A 17,373-nucleotide genomic window follows, 5' to 3' on the forward strand; every position below is an offset into this window, starting at 1 on the left:
TTGTTTAAAAGTATAATATAAAATCAGATGAAAACAGTTCTTAATATATTAAAAATATGTCTAGTATTACTAATATTTAGCGCTACAGAATCTACAATTGCACAAAGAAATAATACTAGTCGAAATAGAGCAACTTCAGAAAGAACGTATCCAAAAAACAACAATCAAAGTTCCAGAAGTTTTAGAGGCGATGGTTACCGTACGCAACCTATATATCGTAATCCACGATATAGATATCCTAGACATCACCGGGTGATTACTACTTTGCCCAGACACCATGTTAGAGTAATTTACAGAGGATTACCATACTACTACTATTCGGGAACATATTATACAGTTTACGGTGATGGATATGTAATCGTATTGCCACCTGTTGGATTTAGAGTGACTGTATTGCCAGTAGGTTATGTAAGAATTATAACTGGACCCTCTGTTGTTTATTACCACTCAGGAACGTATTATAAAGAAATAGAAACAAGTGAGGAAATAGAGGGAAAATATGAAATCACACAACCACCTGTAGGAACCCAAGTTAAAGATATACACAAAGATGCAGAAGAAGTGATTCTAGATGGAAAAGTGTTTTATGAGTATAACAACATGTTATATAAGAAGATATCAACTTTTGATGGAAATACAGCTTATGAAGTAGTATATATATCAGAAAACAACTAATTAAAATACATATTATGATAATTTCAAATAATAAACCCTTGGTAATTCTTTTTCTAATAATAGGACTAACAGTAAATGGTCAAAATGTAAAAGAAGCTATTCAAAATACGAAGCAAATTATAGAAGGGAAGAAAAACCTCGAAAGAGATAGTAAAGAATTAAAAGCATTAAAAGTCAAAATTAAACTATTTGAAGAATCTTTTGACTTAAAGGATGTTACAAGAGTAAATCTGTTAAAAAAAGGTATTATAACAGATATGATTCGAGAAGTCGAACAAAGTAATCTAAAAGCAAAACAGGCTAGAATTGAGATAGCTCAAAGTTCTTCGGAAATAAGATCTGAAAGAAGGGAAATACGAAATAATCGTGAAGACTCTGATCGAGGTCGATATGATAGAAAAGATGATCAAAGAGACATGGCGAGAGATAGAATTAATAAACGAGATGATCAAAGAGATAGACGAGATGATATTAAAGATTTTGAGATCCAGATTAAAAGAGCAGAACGTCAGAGAATAATCCTTAAAGAACTTAAAGATTTCAATTTCTCATTTAACCAGGCTGAAATAGAAAAAATGATCGCTAAAAAGAGATTAGTTTCAGAATTTGTCCAAACATTAGAGCAAGATATTGTGGCTACTAAAAGAGAACTCGCAGAAGATAATAGAGAAAGAATAGAAGATAGAAGAGAACGACAGGATGATCGTAATGAGAAAAATGAGTATGAAACAAGAAAACGACGTAGAAGATTGTAAATAAATGATGCCGTAATAATTATGGGATTAATAAAAGATTGAGAGTAGAATTTAATCAAATTGTTTTAAAAAGCCTTAGGATTACCTAAGGCTTTTTTTTAGGTGTATATGTGACGTCTTATGAATAGAATTTACTTAAAACACTTCACTTTATGCTTTAGGCGTTTTAGCATCAATTTTAGCTGTTTGGATTTAAAAACCAGAATATTACCTGTTTTCTTAGGATACATTTGTACAAGAAATAATATTTAAACAATAAAATCAAATAAGATGAAAACAGGAAGTTTTAAAATAGTTTATAATAGCAAGACAATGTTTACAGCAGAAGAAATTAGTTCAAACACCGAAAAAGGTACTAATCAAGAAAATGAATTTGTACTTATCAAAAAATGGTTCGATAACCTTTATAAAAAATTAAAAAGTTTAGGAAGAGGAGCTGGATATGCAATTAGTAATTAAAAAGAAAGAGATATGAAAACGCTAATAAGAATAATTCGAAATACTGTGAATAGAACTAAAAATAAAAAGCAGCATAACCATTTTTATAATAGCTCAAGAAGCTATGATCAGGATGAAAATACTTTTTTATTTATTTAAAGAAATTAAAATTAAACAATTATGAAAACTAACATAAAAATAATAATAACAATATCAATAATAATGAGCTTGATTAGTTGCTCTTCGGTAAAAGTAACTGACTCGTGGAAAGATATAAATACTACGAATATCAAAAACAAAAATATCATGGTGGTAAGTAGAACAAATGATGTAATAATCCGTACAAGATTTGAAAGGGATTTGGCTAATAATTTAAACCAAAAGGGATATGAATCTATTGAAAGCTTTATATTATTTCCTGACTCTAATACCAATTGTGATGTTGATAAAGATGAGTTGAATCTGATTAAAAAGGAAATTCAGGATAATGGAATAGAGATAATTGTTGTTACAAATTTAAGAGATACTCAGGAGTATACCGAAACAGTTACCATAGGAACTTCCTATCACGTAGATGTTTTTCCTTACTACGGAAGAGGTTACTATAGAGGGTTTTATCGATATTATGATAACTCTTATATTAGTTCAGATCAAATAACACAGGTTACTGCTCATAACACAAGGTATATTTTGGAGACATTAGTTTATGACTTAACTAAACCCGAAGAAAAACAATTGATATGTGTTATTACTTCTAGTATAGAAAATCCCGATAGTTTAGGAAGTACATCAAAGGATTATGCAAAGCAAATAGTGAAAAAATTGAAAACATAAGTTTTTTATGATTGATTCGTTGGTTGTTCCGTCGGAGGTTTTGAAGTATCTCCGGCGGATTTTATTTTATTTTGAAATTTAATCCTAATGATAGATTATTAAATCCTTGTAAAGTATAATCCAAGTTGATTCCAAACCAATTAACATTAACGCTAGCTCCTATATTCGCTCTTAATCCACGTACGTTGTTTTTAATATCTAGCGGATTTATAAATGATAATGTTTCGGTTTCCGTTTCGATTATATAGCTACCTTTTAGTTTGGTAGATGAATTACCGAAAACATAACCTAATCCTCCGTATACATTAAATACTGGGTTTTGAGTAGATCCAATAAGTTCAAATAACCAAGAATTCAACGTGGCATCTATTTCTTGATTAGTTCCCGTTACGAAACCATCAGAAGCAAACTCAAAATCACCTATCAAAGTAGTATATGCAATTAGACCAGAAAGTGCAATTTTTGACTCATTTATAGGTCTTATCCATTTAGAAAATTGGTGTTGAATTCCTATTCCCCAAATCTCTAGACTAATGTCTTCAATATTTAGTTTAGGAAAATAACGTATTCCAAGTTCGGTATATTTGGGCAACCCTATTTTAAATTGCAAAAAAGCATTTGGGAGTAAATTTATATCTATCAGTCCTATTCCTTCTGGAGCGGTAAATTCGAATTGTTCTCCATCAACTGTAGCAATAAATTGTAAATCAGAATCACCTCCCAAAATAGTAGGAATTTGAGCCATTCCGCTATCATTTTGACCTATAGATAAATTTGGAATGTCTCTAACATCTATTTGAAAAGTTTCTTTCTCACTAGGGATAAAAGAACCATTAGAAACAATAGAAAATTTCATATCCCATACATCCATTGTTTTGGCAGAATTATACCAACCTCCTGTTAATCCATACATAACACCTTCAGTCATTGGTTCTGTATATCTGGCAGCTACTCGTTCTGTAAATTCAATCCCAATCAATAAAAAACTTCTTAGGTTTTCTTGTGAAAACCCTGAATAAAATAAGTTAAAAAAAAATACAAGGATCAATTTTTTCATTATGAATATATATGATAGTTAAATGTACCATAATTAAATCAAATCATTGTAAATCAATACTATAAAATATGCCTCATTTTACATCTGAGATAATTCATATACGATTTAGGTTGTTTCATTCATAAAAGCGAAATCCAAGTTTATTCTTGAACATACATTTGTAAAATAAAATCATAAAAAATATAACAATGAAAATTTCAAATGTAATTCTTACCACTTCAATTTTAGGTAGCATCTTATTGTTTACCACAGCGGGGTTGTATAAAATAGAAAGTAATAACAATATGGATCATAATATCCCAGAACCTTGTAAATGGAATCCAGAATTAGAATTGAACAATTTGGCTTCAGAACAATTATATAATGATTTGTCATTCGAATCTGTTTTCGGAACCTATAATGAATATCAGATAAGTCCAAAAGATATTTTTGATGTATCAGAAGGAGAAGATATAATCTATTAATTCAATATGGATATTCAGAAATCTCAGAATTATATCAAGATAAATTTAATTACATTTATAGGGTATATCAAACGAAAATTTATAATGATAGGTAGCAAAAAGGTCAAACATATTATTGTTTTTAAGATTGCATTGCTTATCACTATATTAATTAATCTACCTAGAGCACTTTCTCTTTTTCATATCACTGACAAGCTAGTAGATTCTTTTAGTGAAGTATCCTTAGGAGATATTTCATTAAGAGTTATTTCTTTTTTTATTTTTTCTCTGTTAGCTCTTTATATTAATACAAATTGGAAAGAAAAATATGCATTTCTTAGCTTTTATAGTAAGACTATAATTACTGTAGTTTTAAACACTATATTATATTTAGGGTTTGTGTATTTATTTATAAAAGGTTATGCGTTTTTTATAGGGAAACCATTATCTGAGTCTGAGGTAGGTCTTCAATACTTTGTTTATTTTGTAATTCTATTGATTTGCATTTTTGTTGCTAGTATTCTTAGGTATCAAATTAGTCAACAAAAACAATTATTAGAGAACGAAAATTTAAAACAACAAAATTTACAAAAAGAGTTAACCGCATTAAAAAATCAAATAAACCCCCATTTTTTGTTTAACTCTCTCAACTCATTAAATTCTTTGATTAGAGACAATACCAAAGCAACTAAGTTTGTTAATAATTTATCCTTTTTATACCGATATATTTTACAGAGTGGTGAACGAGATTTGGTAACGGTAAAAGAAGAACTTAAATTTTTACAGAGTTATATAGAGTTGATAAAAACAAGATATCAGAGTCGCTTTGAAATAGATATAAACATAGATCAAGTACTATTGTCAGAAGAAATTCCGCCATTGGGACTTCAATTACTAGTTGAAAATGCCGTAAAACACAACGAAATATCTCAGGAAAACCCCTTAAAAGTAAAAGTATATAGTTCTGACAAAGGCATATTTGTAGAAAATGTTATAAAAGCCAGAACTTCTTTAGTACAAGGCACAGGAAATGGTTTGATTAATCTTGATAAACGTTATTACTTATTAAAAAAAGAGCATATAGTTATTGATAATAGTAATGGTTTATTTAAGGTAATACTTCCTTTAAAAACAGACACATGAGAGTTATAATTATAGAAGATGAAATTACAGCTAGTGATAACTTAACATACCTTCTTAATAGAATAGATGCGTCTATAGAAGTAGTAAAAGTTTTAGATTCTGTAAAAAGTTCAATAACGTACTTTTCGGAAACCGTTGATGCCGCACTAATATTTATGGATATTCATCTTGCAGATGGCATTTCTTTTGAAATTTTTGATAAAGTATCAATCGATGTCCCAATAATTTTTACTACAGCCTATGATCAATATGCTATAAAAGCCTTTAAGGTCAATAGTGTTGATTATTTATTAAAACCAATCGATCAAGAAGAATTAGCTACGGCGATTACAAAGTTTAAAAACCAAAAACAAACCTCGAATACAGTATCTAATCAAATAAATGATGTAGTTCAGTTTTTACAAAATTCTTCAAAATCATATAAAAACATGTATCTAGTACATCATAAAGATGAATTATTGCCGCTACCAACAGATGATATTTCTTATTTTTTTATAGATATGGGAATGGTTAAAGCTATAACCACTGAAAATAAAGGGTATATAATTGATAAAAAATTAGAAGATATTGAAGAAGAGTTAGATCCTGAAAAATTCTTTAGAGCGAATCGACAATTTATTATTCAAAAGAAAGCCATAGTCAATATAAAATACTATTTCAATGGAAAATTAATTATAAATATTAATCCTGTTTCAAAAGAAAGAATCGTCGTAAGTAAAGCTAAAGCTACAAGCTTTAAAAATTGGTTATCAGAATAGGTTTTTATTTAGAATCATTCTGATTTTTAACAATTTAATTAATCTGAAGGATGTAGTTTTATAAAAAAACATTAAATTGAAGTAGGTTAAATATTCACACATTTGATCTAATTTAAAAATGGTTTGCATATGGGCTTATATAATATCTTCATACTTATTTTTTTAGAGTAAACCCAGATAAAAATCAACATTACAAACAGAGTATAAATCTTTTCATTTTGAAAAGAGCACTAAAGATTGTTTAGGATATAGATATTATAAATATCACGTACTGTATTAGCATATATTAAAAGTTTTTAAATAGTATTGATTAGTTTATGAACTATGATATATATCATTTTTTGTCCTAAATGATTGGTACATCTTTATAATTAATAATAGACCTTTTAGCTATGCCAATAAAAAGTTATTTAGCACATCCCTATCAAGGAAAAAAAGATCAACTTATAAGTGCATTATCTTCACTAGAAAATTGCGAAGTTATTCCTGCAAAAAATCAAGAACTTCTTATAGTAGTTACAGACACAAATAATTCTGTCCAAGAGGATATTTTAAGAGAAAAATTAGAAACAATTTCTAGCTTAAAACTATTAGCAATGGTTTCAGGGTTTAATACTCCAAATTAATATATATGTATACATCAACACTTACCAATAGAAGGAGTTTTATTAAAAAAATGGCAATATTATCTGCTATGACTGCGGCGACATCAATGTTTCCAGGTATTATGTTTGCGGATGAACAGGAGAAAGGGATACCTTCTGGATCAAATTTGGATTGGAAAAAAGCGCCTTGTCGTTTTTGTGGTGTGGGTTGTGGTGTTTTGATAGGTACAGAAAAAGGGAAAGCTATTGCCGTTAAAGGAGATCCAAAATCTCCTGTTAACAAAGGACTATGCTGCGTAAAGGGATATCATTCCATCATGGCCTTGTACGGAAAAGATCGTTTAACTAAACCTTTGATAAAGAAAAATGGAGAATATGTAGAAACATCTATGAAGGAAGCATTAGACCTTATTGCTTCTAAAATGAAAAAAACAATTAAAGAACACGGGAAAGATGCAGTTTCGATTTATGGTTCTGGTCAGTGGACTATTCCCGATGGATATGTAGCATCAAAACTATTTAAAGGATGTATAGGAACCAATAATGTAGAGGCCAATGCTAGATTATGCATGGCTACTGCTGTAACAGGCTTTTTAACATCATTCGGTTTGGATGAACCTATGGGATGTTATGAGGATATTGATTATGCAGATACATTTGTGTTATGGGGTAATAATATGGCTGAAATGCATCCTGTTTTATTTTCCAGACTGTTAGATCAACGACTTAAAAAAGGAGTGAAAATTATTGATTTTGCTACCAGAACCACTCGCACAAGTATGGCAGCAGATAAGTCTATATTATTTAAGCCTCAAACTGACTTAGCAGTAGCAAATGCGATATGTTATGAAATAATTCATAATGGCTGGATGAATCAGTCCTTTGTAGAAGAACATTGCAATTTTAGTAAAGGATTGACTAATATGGGATATGGTTTGGAAGACGGCTATAAGTTCGTAGACAAACCTGAGAAAATTAGCTTTGAAGATTACAAAACATTTCTAGATGATTATACACCAGAAAAAGCTTCAGAAATTTCAGGCGTATCGGTCAAAGATATTAAGTATTTAGCCGCACAATTTGGAGATCCAAATAAAAAGGTGATGTCGTTTTGGTGTATGGGAATGAATCAACATTCTCGAGGAACCTGGATGAATAATTTAGTATATAATATACATTTATTAACAGGTAAGATATCTGAACCAGGAAATAGTCCATTTTCATTAACTGGTCAACCCAGTGCTTGTGGAACGGTAAGAGAAGTAGGGACCTTAACTCATAAACTTCCACATGGAGTTGTTACCAATAAAAAACATCGTGAGTTTGCAGCTAAAATATGGGATGTTCCAGTCGAAAATATAGATCCAAAACCTACATATCATACTGTAGAGATGTTTCGAGCACTCGATAGAGGAGATATCAAATTTATGTGGATTCAGGTAACGAATCCAATGGTCACAATGCCAAAGTTAAAACGCTATAGGGATGGAGCTAAAAAAGAAGGGCGATTTATTGTTGTTTCTGATATTTATCCAACTCCTACTACTGATATTGCGGATATCATTTTACCTTCTGCAATGTGGATAGAGCGAGAAGGTATGTATGGTAATTCTGAAAGGCGTACCCAATACTTTGAACAAATGTTAGAGCCGCCTGGAGAGGCTATGAGTGATACTTTGCAATTAATTGAAGTTGCCAAACGAATGGGTTTTGAAAAACAATTCTATTACAATGAAGAAACTCATATAGAAGAAATTTATACGGAATACCGAAGACATCATGAAGGGAAAAAGCACAATATGGCTCCGCTAGAGGTGTTAAAATCTCAGTCAGGTGCTATGTGGCCATATGTCGATGGAAAATCTACACAATGGAGATTTAATGCAAAATACGATCCAGCTTGTTCTAACGGAAAAGATTTCCATTTCTATGGAAAACCAGACGGTAAGGCAATAATCTGGCAACGTCCTTATGAACCTGCAGCAGAAGAGCCAGATCAAGAATATCCATATTGGTTAGGTACAGGTCGTGTAGTAGAACATTGGCATACAGGATCTATGACTAGGAGAATCCCTGTATTACATAAGGCAATGCCGCATGGATATGTGGAACTACATCCAGATGATGCTAAACGTTTACAAATTAGAACAGGAGATAAGGTTAAATTAACAACACGACGTGGAGAAATTGTTTTACCAGCTTCTGTGGATGAAAGAGGAGTACCAGCTCCTATGCAGGTATTTGTTCCTTTTTTTGATGAAAATATGTTGATTAATGACATCACCTTGGATTCTTTTTGTCCAATTTCAAAAGAACCAGATTATAAAAAATGTGCGGTAAAAGTAGAAAAAGTATAAATAATGAAAAGACGACTTGGTATCATATTATTATTTACTCTTTTATTCATTGGTTTTATTATCAATTGGGGATATAGTTATAAAAAGGGACTGGAAGAAGCCTATATTCCTATTGCTAAAGAACAAGCACTACCGATTATTTATTCAGAAAAAAAAGTTTTTGAACGCTCCGAATTTGCTTTAGATTATCTCAATATGCCAATAGATGAAGCTCATCAAAGAACATTAGACTCATATTATAATAATAGAGCATATCCTGGAGCTCCACCGAGTATTCCGCATCCATTGATTAAAGGAGAAAGGGGAATGGGAGGAAAAGCATGTTTACAATGTCATCAAAATGGAGGCTTTACTGATAAGTTTAATGCATATGCTCCTGTAACGCCTCACCCAGAAATGATTAATTGTAGACAATGTCACGTAGCACAGAATGAATCATCATTTTTTAAGGAAACTACTTTTAAAAAAGTGCTTTTTGCACAAGTAGGGAACAATAGTGCTTTACCTGGAAGTCCTCCAATGATTCCACACGAAATACAAATGAGAGAAAATTGTTTGTCTTGTCATGCTGGACAAGCAGCACCAAAAGAAATAAGAGTAACACATCCCGATAGGATTAATTGTAGACAATGTCACCTGCCAGATACAAGAAAAGTAGTTGATTCCAATATTTTTACTAGAATTAAAAACACTAAAGATGAATAGAAAAATGTACAAATATTTTTTTACTTGTGTTTTTTTGATAGCACTTATTTCTTGCAAACACCAGGAAAATGAATATCATAGCTTAACAGATAAAATAAAAGCAAAAAGTGAAAAATATCAAGGAGTATCAATCTCCTCAGAATCCTATATTGGAAATCTTAAAACTATCGAAATTACAGAAGGTGATCATATATTTTTAATCCCTGATCGCAAAAGTCAGATTACATCATATGCCTGTACCGAATGTCATTCTAAACCAGTAGAAGAATTAAAAGGAGTAGCGTTAAAAAAAGCACATTGGGATGTTGTTTTGGAACATGCTAATCAAGAAATAATGAATTGTAATACTTGCCATAATGGTAATGATATGGATAATTTACAAAGCCTTACTGGTAAAACTATTGATTTTAATAGAAGTTATCAATTATGTGCTCAGTGTCATAGTAGTCAATTTGAAGATTGGAAAGGTGGAGCTCATGGTAAAAATATTGGAGGATGGGCTAAGCCCAGAGCAGCAATGACATGTGTGAATTGTCACAATCCTCACAAGCCTAAAATATTATCCAGATGGCCTTCTAGGTTTAATACACAAAAAGTTAAAGAACGAGAGTAATATAATAACATTTTAGTATGATTTTTCAAAAAAATATAAAGCTATGAATGGAATTGAGAAATATTTCAAACTAAATATGAATAGTACTACTAAACAAACTTCTGGATCTTGTGGTTGCGGTAGTTCATCAGGAAATTGTGGGTCTCATAATAGTAATCAAATGAGTGATGAAGATTTTGATACAGCAGTGGATGCAGCTATTGGTGACGAAAGGAGAAAAGATGGTTTTGATCAAGTTTTTGAAGTTAAAATGGATCGTCGTACTGCATTCAGGAAATTAACCGCGAGTTTATTGATTGGAGCGGGAGCTGCTAGTACCTCTTGTAGTGTAACTACTGGAGATGATAGTAAAGAAAAAGCGCAAATCGATTGGGAAGAACAGTTTAAAGGAAACTATAAACTAATGACGGATGATGAGAAGAAAGGTACCGTGGATCGTTTAGTGCGTTCGTATCAACTACGAAAAGGGGAAAATATAAAAATGACCTCTACGAATGCTTCTAAGGATGTGCTTTTTGGGTATGCATTCAATATATCTAAATGTCAGGGATATATGGATTGTGTAAATGCCTGTGTGAAAGAAAACAATCAGGATCGTAATTCTGAAATGCAATATATCCGAATCCATGAAATGAAAGACGGAGAAGGATTTAAGTTTAATGAAGCTGATGATAATTATTATCATGAAGTACCCGCTGAGGGGCATTTTTATATGGGAACGCAATGTTTTCATTGTGATAATCCACCTTGTGTAGATGTCTGCCCCGTACAAGCCACTTGGAGAGAAGATGATGGTTTGGTTGTAATTGATTATGATTGGTGTGTAGGTTGCAGATATTGTATGGCAGCTTGTCCATATGATGGTCGTCGATTTAATTGGAGTTCACCTGAAGTTCCCGAGGAAGAAATTAATAAAAATCAACATTATTTAGGGAATAGAATGAGGAAAAAAGGTGTAATGGAAAAATGCACTTTTTGTGTACAACGTTCCAGATCAGGAAAAGATCCAGCTTGTGTAGAAGCTTGTCCCACTGGTGCTAGGATTTTTGGAAATTTACTAGACCCTAATAGTACAATACGGTGGGTTTTAGAAAATAAAAAAGTGTTCAGGCTTAAAGAAGATTTAGGGACGGAACCTAAGTTTTGGTATTTTATGGATTAATACTGGTAATAAAGTTTGACAAATTTAGGATATAAAATATTATAAAATGAATGGATTAAAATCCTCAGTAATATTGATATGGGTACACTAAAAGTTTTAGGAAGTTTAATTAAGGATAGCTTGGATATTATTACCAGAGGCTCTATTAAATACCTTATTTGGATGGGATTTCTTACATTCGTTATGTTAGCAGGGATGTATTGTTATTCTATTCAATTAGAAGAAGGGCTTGTCGTTACTGGAATGAATGATCGAGTAAGTTGGGGGTTATATATATCTAATTTCACTTTTTTGGTTGGTGTGGCTGCCGCCGCTGTGATGCTCGTTATGCCTACTTATGTATTACATGATATCGATTTTAAACAAGCAGTTTTAATAGGAGAGGGGCTAGCTGTGGCAGCGTTGATTATGTGTTTAGCTTTTGTAGTGGCAGATATGGGTGGTCCTTCGGTTTTATGGCATATGATTCCTGGTATTGGAGTTTTTAATTTCCCAGCTTCCATGCTTACTTGGGATGTGATTGTTCTTAATGGATATTTGTTTATCAATATCACTATTCCTTTTTATATTTTATTTAAACATTATCAAGGAAAAGATGCGAATCCTAAAGTATATGTACCTGGTGCTATTTTATCAGTATTTTGGGCAGTAGGAATCCATTTAATAACAGCTTTTTTATATCAAGGGTTGCAAGCACGTCCTTTTTGGAATAACGCACTATTAGGGCCTCGATTTTTGGCTTCGGCTTTTGCAGCAGGCCCAGCTTTAATCATTTTGGTACTTGCAATGATTAGAAATTTCACAGAATTTAAGATTGAAGATAAAACAATAAAAAAAATAGCAAAAATTGTTACCGTTGCAGCTCAGATTAACTTAATTATGTTGATTTCTGAATTGTTTAAAGAATTTTATTCTCCTACACATCATAGTGAAAGCTCAGTTTATCTATTCTTTGGTTTAGAAGGTAAAACAGCTTTATTACCTTGGATCTGGACAGCTATTCCTCTAAATGTTCTTGCAACAGTACTCTTAACTTTTGGAAAATTACGTAATAACTTTAAAGTACTTTATTTCTGTTGTTTTATTTTATTTCTTGCCATTTGGATTGAAAAAGGTTTTGGTTTAATTGTACCAGGCTTTATTCCTGGTCCTTATGGTAAAATAGCCGAGTATACACCTTCCGGTATTGAAATAGGAGTAACGCTAGGTATATGGGCGTTGGGAGCTTTTGTTTTTACAATTCTTGCTAAAACTGCTATAGGTATAGAAACAGGAAAATTAAGATTTAAAAACTAATACAATTCATTATATAAGTAATAAAAAAATGAAATGATAACAAGTGTTATGAATGAATTACGCCTCTAAAAAATCTTCTTCAAAATTAGAGATAAAATCGTGTATATATTTTCTATTACGATGTTTCTTTTTTACCACTAAGTAATGTTTTCTTTTTAAACCATTTTTCCCAATACGCTTAAATACTAGATCTTTTGACAATTTAAAAGAGTTCAATTGCCATTTTGGGGCACACATAATTCCCATATTAGCTTGTATCATCGATAACGTAATTTCTGTAAACGGAATTGCAGAGATTTTAATTGGATTTATTTTATTAGGCCTTAAAAAATGTTCATAAACAGCTACACCTTCGATGGGAAAAGAGTTGATTAACAAATGTACATTTGCGAAATGACTAGCATCTAGATACGCTAAATTATTCAATGGATGTTCTTGATGCATAATAGCAAAAATCTCATCTCTAAATACAGGAATACTAGAAAGTTCATCAGAATTTGGTCTTGTAGTCACAATGGCAATGTCTATATCATTAGATAATACTTGTGATATGGTTTGATGTGTTGCTCCAAGACTTATATCAATATCTATTTCTGGATATAAGATTCCCATTTTTTGAATAAATGCCGGGATAGAATGAAAAAATGATTGACATTCTGCACTTAGTTTAATAGTACCTTTAGCTCCTTCCTTTATGTGTCTTATGGCAGTAAAACCTTCATCAATAGAGCTAAATAGCTTGTTGGCCAACTTATATAGTTCAGAACCTTCTTGGGTTAACTGCCATTTATTTCTAGTTCTATAAAAGACTTTAAATCCTAATCGTTCTTCTAATTCACGTAATTGATGACTTAAGGCCGATTGCGTTAAAAATAGTCGTTCTGTAGAATTAGCAATACTACCTTCTTCTGCTATAGTTTTAATTAATCTGAAATATTTGAGTTCCATAAACACAAAGATAAGTTGCTTACCTATATGTCATAGCTGAAATTATTTCAGTTATAGTTTTATTTATCTCAATTTCAAAATTATATAAACTTTAATCTTCCTTGTAATTTTGGGATAAATAACATCAATTAATTAGAACTTTTATATGAAAACCATTGGATTGATAGGAGGAATGAGTTGGGAATCATCAAAATTATATTATGAATTTTTAAATATCAAGACGAAAGATTTTTTGGGTGGCTCTCATTCTGCAAAATGTATCTTGATTTCAGTAGATTTTGCTGAGATTGAACGATTAACTTTTAACGATGATTGGAATGCTATAGGAGAACTTATGAAACAAGCAGCACAACAATTAGAAATGGCAGGTGCGGATATAATATTACTATGCACCAATACCATACACTTAGTTAGTGATTATATTTCTGAACATATAACTATTCCTTTCCTTCATATAGCTACAACCACAGGAGAATCTATTAAAAAATTAGGTCTAGAAAAAATAGCCTTACTAGGTACAAAATTTACAATGGAAAAAGATTTTTATACCAAGGCATTAACAAATGATTTTGGGTTAGAAATTTTAATACCGAAGAAAAGTAATGGACAAATTGTTCATGATATTATCTATAATGAATTAGTAAAAGGACAGTTCACCAACATTTCAAAACAAATAATTATTGAGATTATAGAAGAACTACAAAGTCAAGGAGCGCAAGGTGTTATTTTGGGTTGCACCGAATTACCTATACTAATCTCAGAATCAGATATAGAAATTCCAATATTTGATACAGGAAAAATCCATTCACATGCAGCAATAGAGTGGAGTATACAAAGCTAACAAAAATTTTACACCTCTATTAATCTGATATAATATAAAATAGATACAATTACATAAATTAAAATTTTAACAATATACAATGGAAAAAATAAAACCTTTATATCTACTTAGAGTATTCATTTTTCTTATTATGGGTACTCTGTTTTCGCAAAAGAATGAATTAAAAAACCATATACTTTTTTATAGTTCTTTCGACAGAAAATTATCTGCTGATATATCCAAGGGAGACGGAATGATATATACTGCAGAAAGCTATAAAAAATCAAATAATGCAAAACCTGGATTACATAACCCTAATGTTGTCTTAGCTAAAAATAAAGGGATGATTGGTGATGCACTTCATTTCACTGAGAAAAACACTACTGCTATTTTTTATAAAGCTTATAAAAATGTTGATTATAATAACAAATCATGGAGTGGTTCGGTATCGTTTTGGTTACAATTAGATCCCAATAAAGACTTAGCGCCAGGGTATTGTGATCCCATATGCATTACAGATACGAGATACAATGATGCTGCCTTATGGGTTGATTTTACTGATCATAACCCAAGAAAATTTAGATTAGGAGCTATGGGTGATCTAAATATTTGGAATCCAAATAATAAAAATGATATGACAAAGTGGGAAAAACGAACGGTAACTATTAACAGACCTCCTTTTAAGAAAGGAAAGTGGACCCATGTAGTTATGACTTTTTCCAAAGTAAATACAGCAAACTCTACATTTAAGCTGTATGTAAATGGAACATTTCAAGGAGTTATAAAAGGTATAAATGATCCTTTTACTTGGGAACCTAAAGACGGAAAAATTATGTTAGGATTAGGATATATTGGGTTGATGGATGAACTTGTTATTTTTAATAAAACATTAGAAGTTAATGAAGTAAAATCTATTTTTGAGCTAAAAGAAGGTATAAAAACATTATTAAAATAGTGGTTTTATAAAAGCATCTATTTTAATAATGTTATTTCAGAAAACACAGAGTAGTAGTGCGAATGGATTATTTATAGTTTATTGTCTTCCAGATACTTTTTTAAATTGTTTCTATAACTACTACCTACAGGAATCTCAAAGGAATTAATTAACACGCAGCTATTATTATATTGAGAAACTTTTTTTAACGGAATTATATATGACTTGTGTATTCTGACAAAATTAAAACTCTTTAATTTCTCTTCTATAGATTTCAATGTTTTAAGTGCTAGATAATAATTTTTACCACATACGATTTTAGCATAATCTTTCATACCTTCAATATAGTCAATGTCATCTACCATAACTTTTATAAATTCATCTCCTTCTTTAATATAAAAAGAGGGATTTATGGTAAAATCTTTCTTAGACTGAGGAATTAGAATATTTTGTTTAAAACGATCTATGGTTGTTATAAAACGCTCAAAGGATACTGGTTTTAGAAGGTAATCGATGACATTTAATTCAAAACTTTCTATTGCATAATCTGTATAGGAGGTCACCATTACAAATTGTGTCTTAGTTTTTGCTAGCTTTACCAATTCTGTACCAGAAATTTGCGGCATCGCAATATCTGTAAAAACCAAATCTACTGGATTATCATTAAGATATTTAAAAGCAGCTATAGAACTTGTAAAAGTTTTTAAAATTTCAAACTCCGGAAATCTATTTATATAGTTTACCAGAACATCGATTGCTAATGGTTCATCATCAATAATTATGGTAGTTTGTTTTTTCATTAGCATAGATTGATTTCTAAATTTGCAGAATATATATTGTTGTTATGCTGTAGAACTAAATTATGTTTCTTAGGATAAGAAAGTGCTAATCTCTTTTTTAGACTCTCTATACCTTTTCCTTTTCGATTAGTTACATTAAAATGCTGCTTGTCTAGTATACTGTTTTCTACCTTAAACAAAATAATATGATTCTTACATATTATATTAATGCAAACAAATGCATCTTGATCATTGGTGTAAAACCCATGTTTAAAGGCATTCTCTACCAAAGTAATTAATAACAAGGGTTCAATATTTTTACCTTCAGCAATTCCGTTAATACTTAACTTAATATTTGCTTGATCTCCAAATCTTATTTTTTCTATAGCAATATACTCTTTAATAAATTTTAATTCTTGTGTTAGTTTTACCTGTTTGTTAGTAGAATCATCCGTTAAATAACGCATCATCCCAGAGAGTTTCAATATAGTGTTTGGTGTATCCGGGCTGTTTTTTAGAGACATACTATAAAGTGAATTAAAAGCATTAAATAAGAAATGTGGGTGTAATTGATTTCTTAATAACTGTCCTTTTGCTTGGTTTAATTCATGTTCTAAATTTTTATATCTATTAAAAAAATCTAATCTATTAATAAAATGAATAAGAAAATAAAACAGGAAAGTTTTTCCAATAAATTCTGTAGAAAAATCAAATGATCTATCTAATAATACTTCGTTATGTATTCTATATGACTTTAGTAAAGCTACTAATACGATAAGCACAATAAAGAGAAATATAAAACCAATCTTATACCATAATTGATTAAGCTTTAATACAAAATAATATAATAAATAGGCAATCACAGAAAAGATAAAATACTCTACAGTATCACTAGTTAAAAAGAAAAGCCATTTATCAGGAAGCGTATATATAGCCTTTCTAATGACTTGAAGTACTATAATTGTTATAAAAACCACATTAAATAGGGTGTTTAGTACTTGTATTTGTTTATCTGATAATTGAAACATATGTGTATTGTGATAGACTGTTG

General features: G+C 30.7%; 19 protein-coding genes. 15 read left to right on the forward strand and 4 right to left on the reverse strand.

Annotated elements, in window-relative coordinates:
* The first annotated feature begins 27 nt into the window (after positions 1-27).
* From J8L88_RS04670 to J8L88_RS04685, 4 genes are all read left to right on the forward strand, one after another.
* On the forward strand, positions 28-675 hold the full coding sequence (locus J8L88_RS04670) for a DUF6515 family protein (RefSeq protein WP_211060099.1): 648 nt from the start codon (positions 28-30) through the stop codon (positions 673-675).
* A gap of 14 nt (positions 676-689) precedes the next feature.
* A complete protein-coding gene (locus J8L88_RS04675; RefSeq protein ID WP_211060100.1) occupies positions 690-1,430 on the forward strand; it encodes a hypothetical protein in 741 nt (246 codons plus the stop codon).
* Positions 1,431-1,700: 270 nt separating this feature from the next.
* Complete coding sequence (locus J8L88_RS04680) at positions 1,701-1,889, forward strand: hypothetical protein (protein WP_118386196.1); 189 nt, start codon at positions 1,701-1,703, stop codon at positions 1,887-1,889.
* Positions 1,890-2,048: 159 nt separating this feature from the next.
* Positions 2,049-2,702 carry a hypothetical protein gene (locus J8L88_RS04685; RefSeq protein ID WP_211060101.1) on the forward strand — a complete coding sequence of 218 codons (654 nt, stop codon included), beginning with the start codon at positions 2,049-2,051 and terminating at the stop codon, positions 2,700-2,702.
* 61 nt (positions 2,703-2,763) lie between these two features.
* On the opposite strand, the gene J8L88_RS04690 is transcribed toward J8L88_RS04685, so the two are convergent.
* Positions 2,764-3,759, reverse strand: coding sequence for a DUF6588 family protein (locus tag J8L88_RS04690; RefSeq protein ID WP_211060102.1), 996 nt, complete (start codon positions 3,757-3,759; stop codon positions 2,764-2,766).
* Positions 3,760-3,947: 188 nt separating this feature from the next.
* Between J8L88_RS04690 and J8L88_RS04695 the strand changes: the two genes are divergently transcribed.
* The 9 genes from J8L88_RS04695 (at position 3,948) to dsrP (ending at position 12,841) form a co-directional block, all read left to right on the forward strand.
* Positions 3,948-4,223, forward strand: a complete 276-nt coding sequence (locus J8L88_RS04695) for a hypothetical protein (RefSeq protein ID WP_211060103.1) — start codon at positions 3,948-3,950, stop codon at positions 4,221-4,223.
* 6 nt (positions 4,224-4,229) lie between these two features.
* On the forward strand, positions 4,230-5,345 hold the full coding sequence (locus tag J8L88_RS04700; RefSeq protein WP_211060104.1) for a sensor histidine kinase: 1,116 nt from the start codon (positions 4,230-4,232) through the stop codon (positions 5,343-5,345).
* Positions 5,342-6,103 (forward strand): LytTR family DNA-binding domain-containing protein, encoded by a 762-nt coding sequence (locus J8L88_RS04705; protein WP_027391489.1) that lies wholly within the window; start codon positions 5,342-5,344, stop codon positions 6,101-6,103. The genes J8L88_RS04700 and J8L88_RS04705 overlap by 4 nt, the downstream gene beginning before the upstream one ends.
* A 392-nt stretch (positions 6,104-6,495) precedes the next feature.
* Positions 6,496-6,729: a hypothetical protein gene (locus J8L88_RS04710; RefSeq protein WP_027391488.1), complete on the forward strand. Its 234-nt coding sequence runs from the start codon at positions 6,496-6,498 to the stop codon at positions 6,727-6,729.
* A gap of 5 nt (positions 6,730-6,734) precedes the next feature.
* Positions 6,735-9,065, forward strand: coding sequence for a molybdopterin-dependent oxidoreductase (locus tag J8L88_RS04715; protein ID WP_211060105.1), 2,331 nt, complete (start codon positions 6,735-6,737; stop codon positions 9,063-9,065).
* Between the two features lie 3 nt (positions 9,066-9,068).
* A complete protein-coding gene (locus tag J8L88_RS04720) occupies positions 9,069-9,770 on the forward strand; it encodes a multiheme c-type cytochrome (RefSeq protein WP_211060106.1) in 702 nt (233 codons plus the stop codon).
* Entirely contained in the window at positions 9,763-10,383 is a 621-nt protein-coding gene (locus J8L88_RS04725) for a cytochrome c3 family protein (RefSeq protein ID WP_118386205.1), read from the forward strand. The genes J8L88_RS04720 and J8L88_RS04725 overlap by 8 nt, the downstream gene beginning before the upstream one ends.
* Before the next feature lie 43 nt (positions 10,384-10,426).
* A complete protein-coding gene (locus J8L88_RS04730; protein WP_118386206.1) occupies positions 10,427-11,545 on the forward strand; it encodes a 4Fe-4S dicluster domain-containing protein in 1,119 nt (372 codons plus the stop codon).
* A gap of 78 nt (positions 11,546-11,623) precedes the next feature.
* Entirely contained in the window at positions 11,624-12,841 is a 1,218-nt protein-coding gene (gene dsrP / locus J8L88_RS04735; RefSeq protein ID WP_211060107.1) for a sulfate reduction electron transfer complex DsrMKJOP subunit DsrP, read from the forward strand.
* A gap of 57 nt (positions 12,842-12,898) precedes the next feature.
* Here the strand turns inward: dsrP and J8L88_RS04740 are convergent, their stop codons facing one another.
* A complete protein-coding gene (locus tag J8L88_RS04740; RefSeq protein WP_211060108.1) occupies positions 12,899-13,789 on the reverse strand; it encodes a LysR family transcriptional regulator in 891 nt (296 codons plus the stop codon).
* A 145-nt stretch (positions 13,790-13,934) separates the two neighbouring features.
* On the opposite strand from J8L88_RS04740, the gene J8L88_RS04745 reads away from it, so the two are divergent.
* A complete protein-coding gene (locus J8L88_RS04745; protein WP_211060109.1) occupies positions 13,935-14,630 on the forward strand; it encodes an aspartate/glutamate racemase family protein in 696 nt (231 codons plus the stop codon).
* 79 nt (positions 14,631-14,709) lie between these two features.
* The gene (locus J8L88_RS04750; RefSeq protein WP_211060110.1) at positions 14,710-15,564 is read left to right on the forward strand and encodes a LamG domain-containing protein; all 855 of its coding nucleotides are present in this window, start codon (positions 14,710-14,712) and stop codon (positions 15,562-15,564) included.
* Positions 15,565-15,635: 71 nt separating this feature from the next.
* Here the strand turns inward: J8L88_RS04750 and J8L88_RS04755 are convergent, their stop codons facing one another.
* Both J8L88_RS04755 and J8L88_RS04760 read right to left on the reverse strand, forming a co-directional pair.
* Entirely contained in the window at positions 15,636-16,343 is a 708-nt protein-coding gene (locus tag J8L88_RS04755) for a LytTR family DNA-binding domain-containing protein (RefSeq protein WP_211060111.1), read from the reverse strand.
* Positions 16,343-17,350, reverse strand: a complete 1,008-nt coding sequence (locus J8L88_RS04760; protein ID WP_211060112.1) for a sensor histidine kinase — start codon at positions 17,348-17,350, stop codon at positions 16,343-16,345. Before J8L88_RS04760 ends, J8L88_RS04755 begins: the two co-directional genes overlap by 1 nt.
* Positions 17,351-17,373: the final 23 nt, after the last annotated feature.

This window comes from Aquimarina sp. MMG015, assembly GCF_018100855.1.
Taxonomy (GTDB): domain Bacteria; phylum Bacteroidota; class Bacteroidia; order Flavobacteriales; family Flavobacteriaceae; genus Aquimarina; species Aquimarina latercula.

Excerpts from the sequence above, each read along its gene's own strand:
- J8L88_RS04700 (WP_211060104.1), top strand. The coding sequence starts at position 4,230 with ATGGATATTCAGAAATCTCAGAATTATATCAAGATAAATTTAATTACA.
- J8L88_RS04705 (WP_027391489.1), top strand. The coding sequence starts at position 5,342 with ATGAGAGTTATAATTATAGAAGATGAAATTACAGCTAGTGATAACTTA.
- J8L88_RS04750 (WP_211060110.1), top strand. The coding sequence starts at position 14,710 with ATGGAAAAAATAAAACCTTTATATCTACTTAGAGTATTCATTTTTCTT.
- J8L88_RS04725 (WP_118386205.1), top strand. The coding sequence starts at position 9,763 with ATGAATAGAAAAATGTACAAATATTTTTTTACTTGTGTTTTTTTGATA.
- J8L88_RS04720 (WP_211060106.1), top strand. The coding sequence starts at position 9,069 with ATGAAAAGACGACTTGGTATCATATTATTATTTACTCTTTTATTCATT.
- J8L88_RS04690 (WP_211060102.1), bottom strand. The coding sequence starts at position 3,759 with ATGAAAAAATTGATCCTTGTATTTTTTTTTAACTTATTTTATTCAGGG.
- J8L88_RS04695 (WP_211060103.1), top strand. The coding sequence starts at position 3,948 with ATGAAAATTTCAAATGTAATTCTTACCACTTCAATTTTAGGTAGCATC.
- dsrP (WP_211060107.1), top strand. The coding sequence starts at position 11,624 with ATGGGTACACTAAAAGTTTTAGGAAGTTTAATTAAGGATAGCTTGGAT.
- J8L88_RS04680 (WP_118386196.1), top strand. The coding sequence starts at position 1,701 with ATGAAAACAGGAAGTTTTAAAATAGTTTATAATAGCAAGACAATGTTT.
- J8L88_RS04760 (WP_211060112.1), bottom strand. The coding sequence starts at position 17,350 with ATGTTTCAATTATCAGATAAACAAATACAAGTACTAAACACCCTATTT.
- J8L88_RS04730 (WP_118386206.1), top strand. The coding sequence starts at position 10,427 with ATGAATGGAATTGAGAAATATTTCAAACTAAATATGAATAGTACTACT.
- J8L88_RS04745 (WP_211060109.1), top strand. The coding sequence starts at position 13,935 with ATGAAAACCATTGGATTGATAGGAGGAATGAGTTGGGAATCATCAAAA.
- J8L88_RS04685 (WP_211060101.1), top strand. The coding sequence starts at position 2,049 with ATGAAAACTAACATAAAAATAATAATAACAATATCAATAATAATGAGC.
- J8L88_RS04710 (WP_027391488.1), top strand. The coding sequence starts at position 6,496 with ATGCCAATAAAAAGTTATTTAGCACATCCCTATCAAGGAAAAAAAGAT.
- J8L88_RS04755 (WP_211060111.1), bottom strand. The coding sequence starts at position 16,343 with ATGAAAAAACAAACTACCATAATTATTGATGATGAACCATTAGCAATC.
- J8L88_RS04715 (WP_211060105.1), top strand. The coding sequence starts at position 6,735 with ATGTATACATCAACACTTACCAATAGAAGGAGTTTTATTAAAAAAATG.
- J8L88_RS04670 (WP_211060099.1), top strand. The coding sequence starts at position 28 with ATGAAAACAGTTCTTAATATATTAAAAATATGTCTAGTATTACTAATA.
- J8L88_RS04740 (WP_211060108.1), bottom strand. The coding sequence starts at position 13,789 with ATGGAACTCAAATATTTCAGATTAATTAAAACTATAGCAGAAGAAGGT.
- J8L88_RS04675 (WP_211060100.1), top strand. The coding sequence starts at position 690 with ATGATAATTTCAAATAATAAACCCTTGGTAATTCTTTTTCTAATAATA.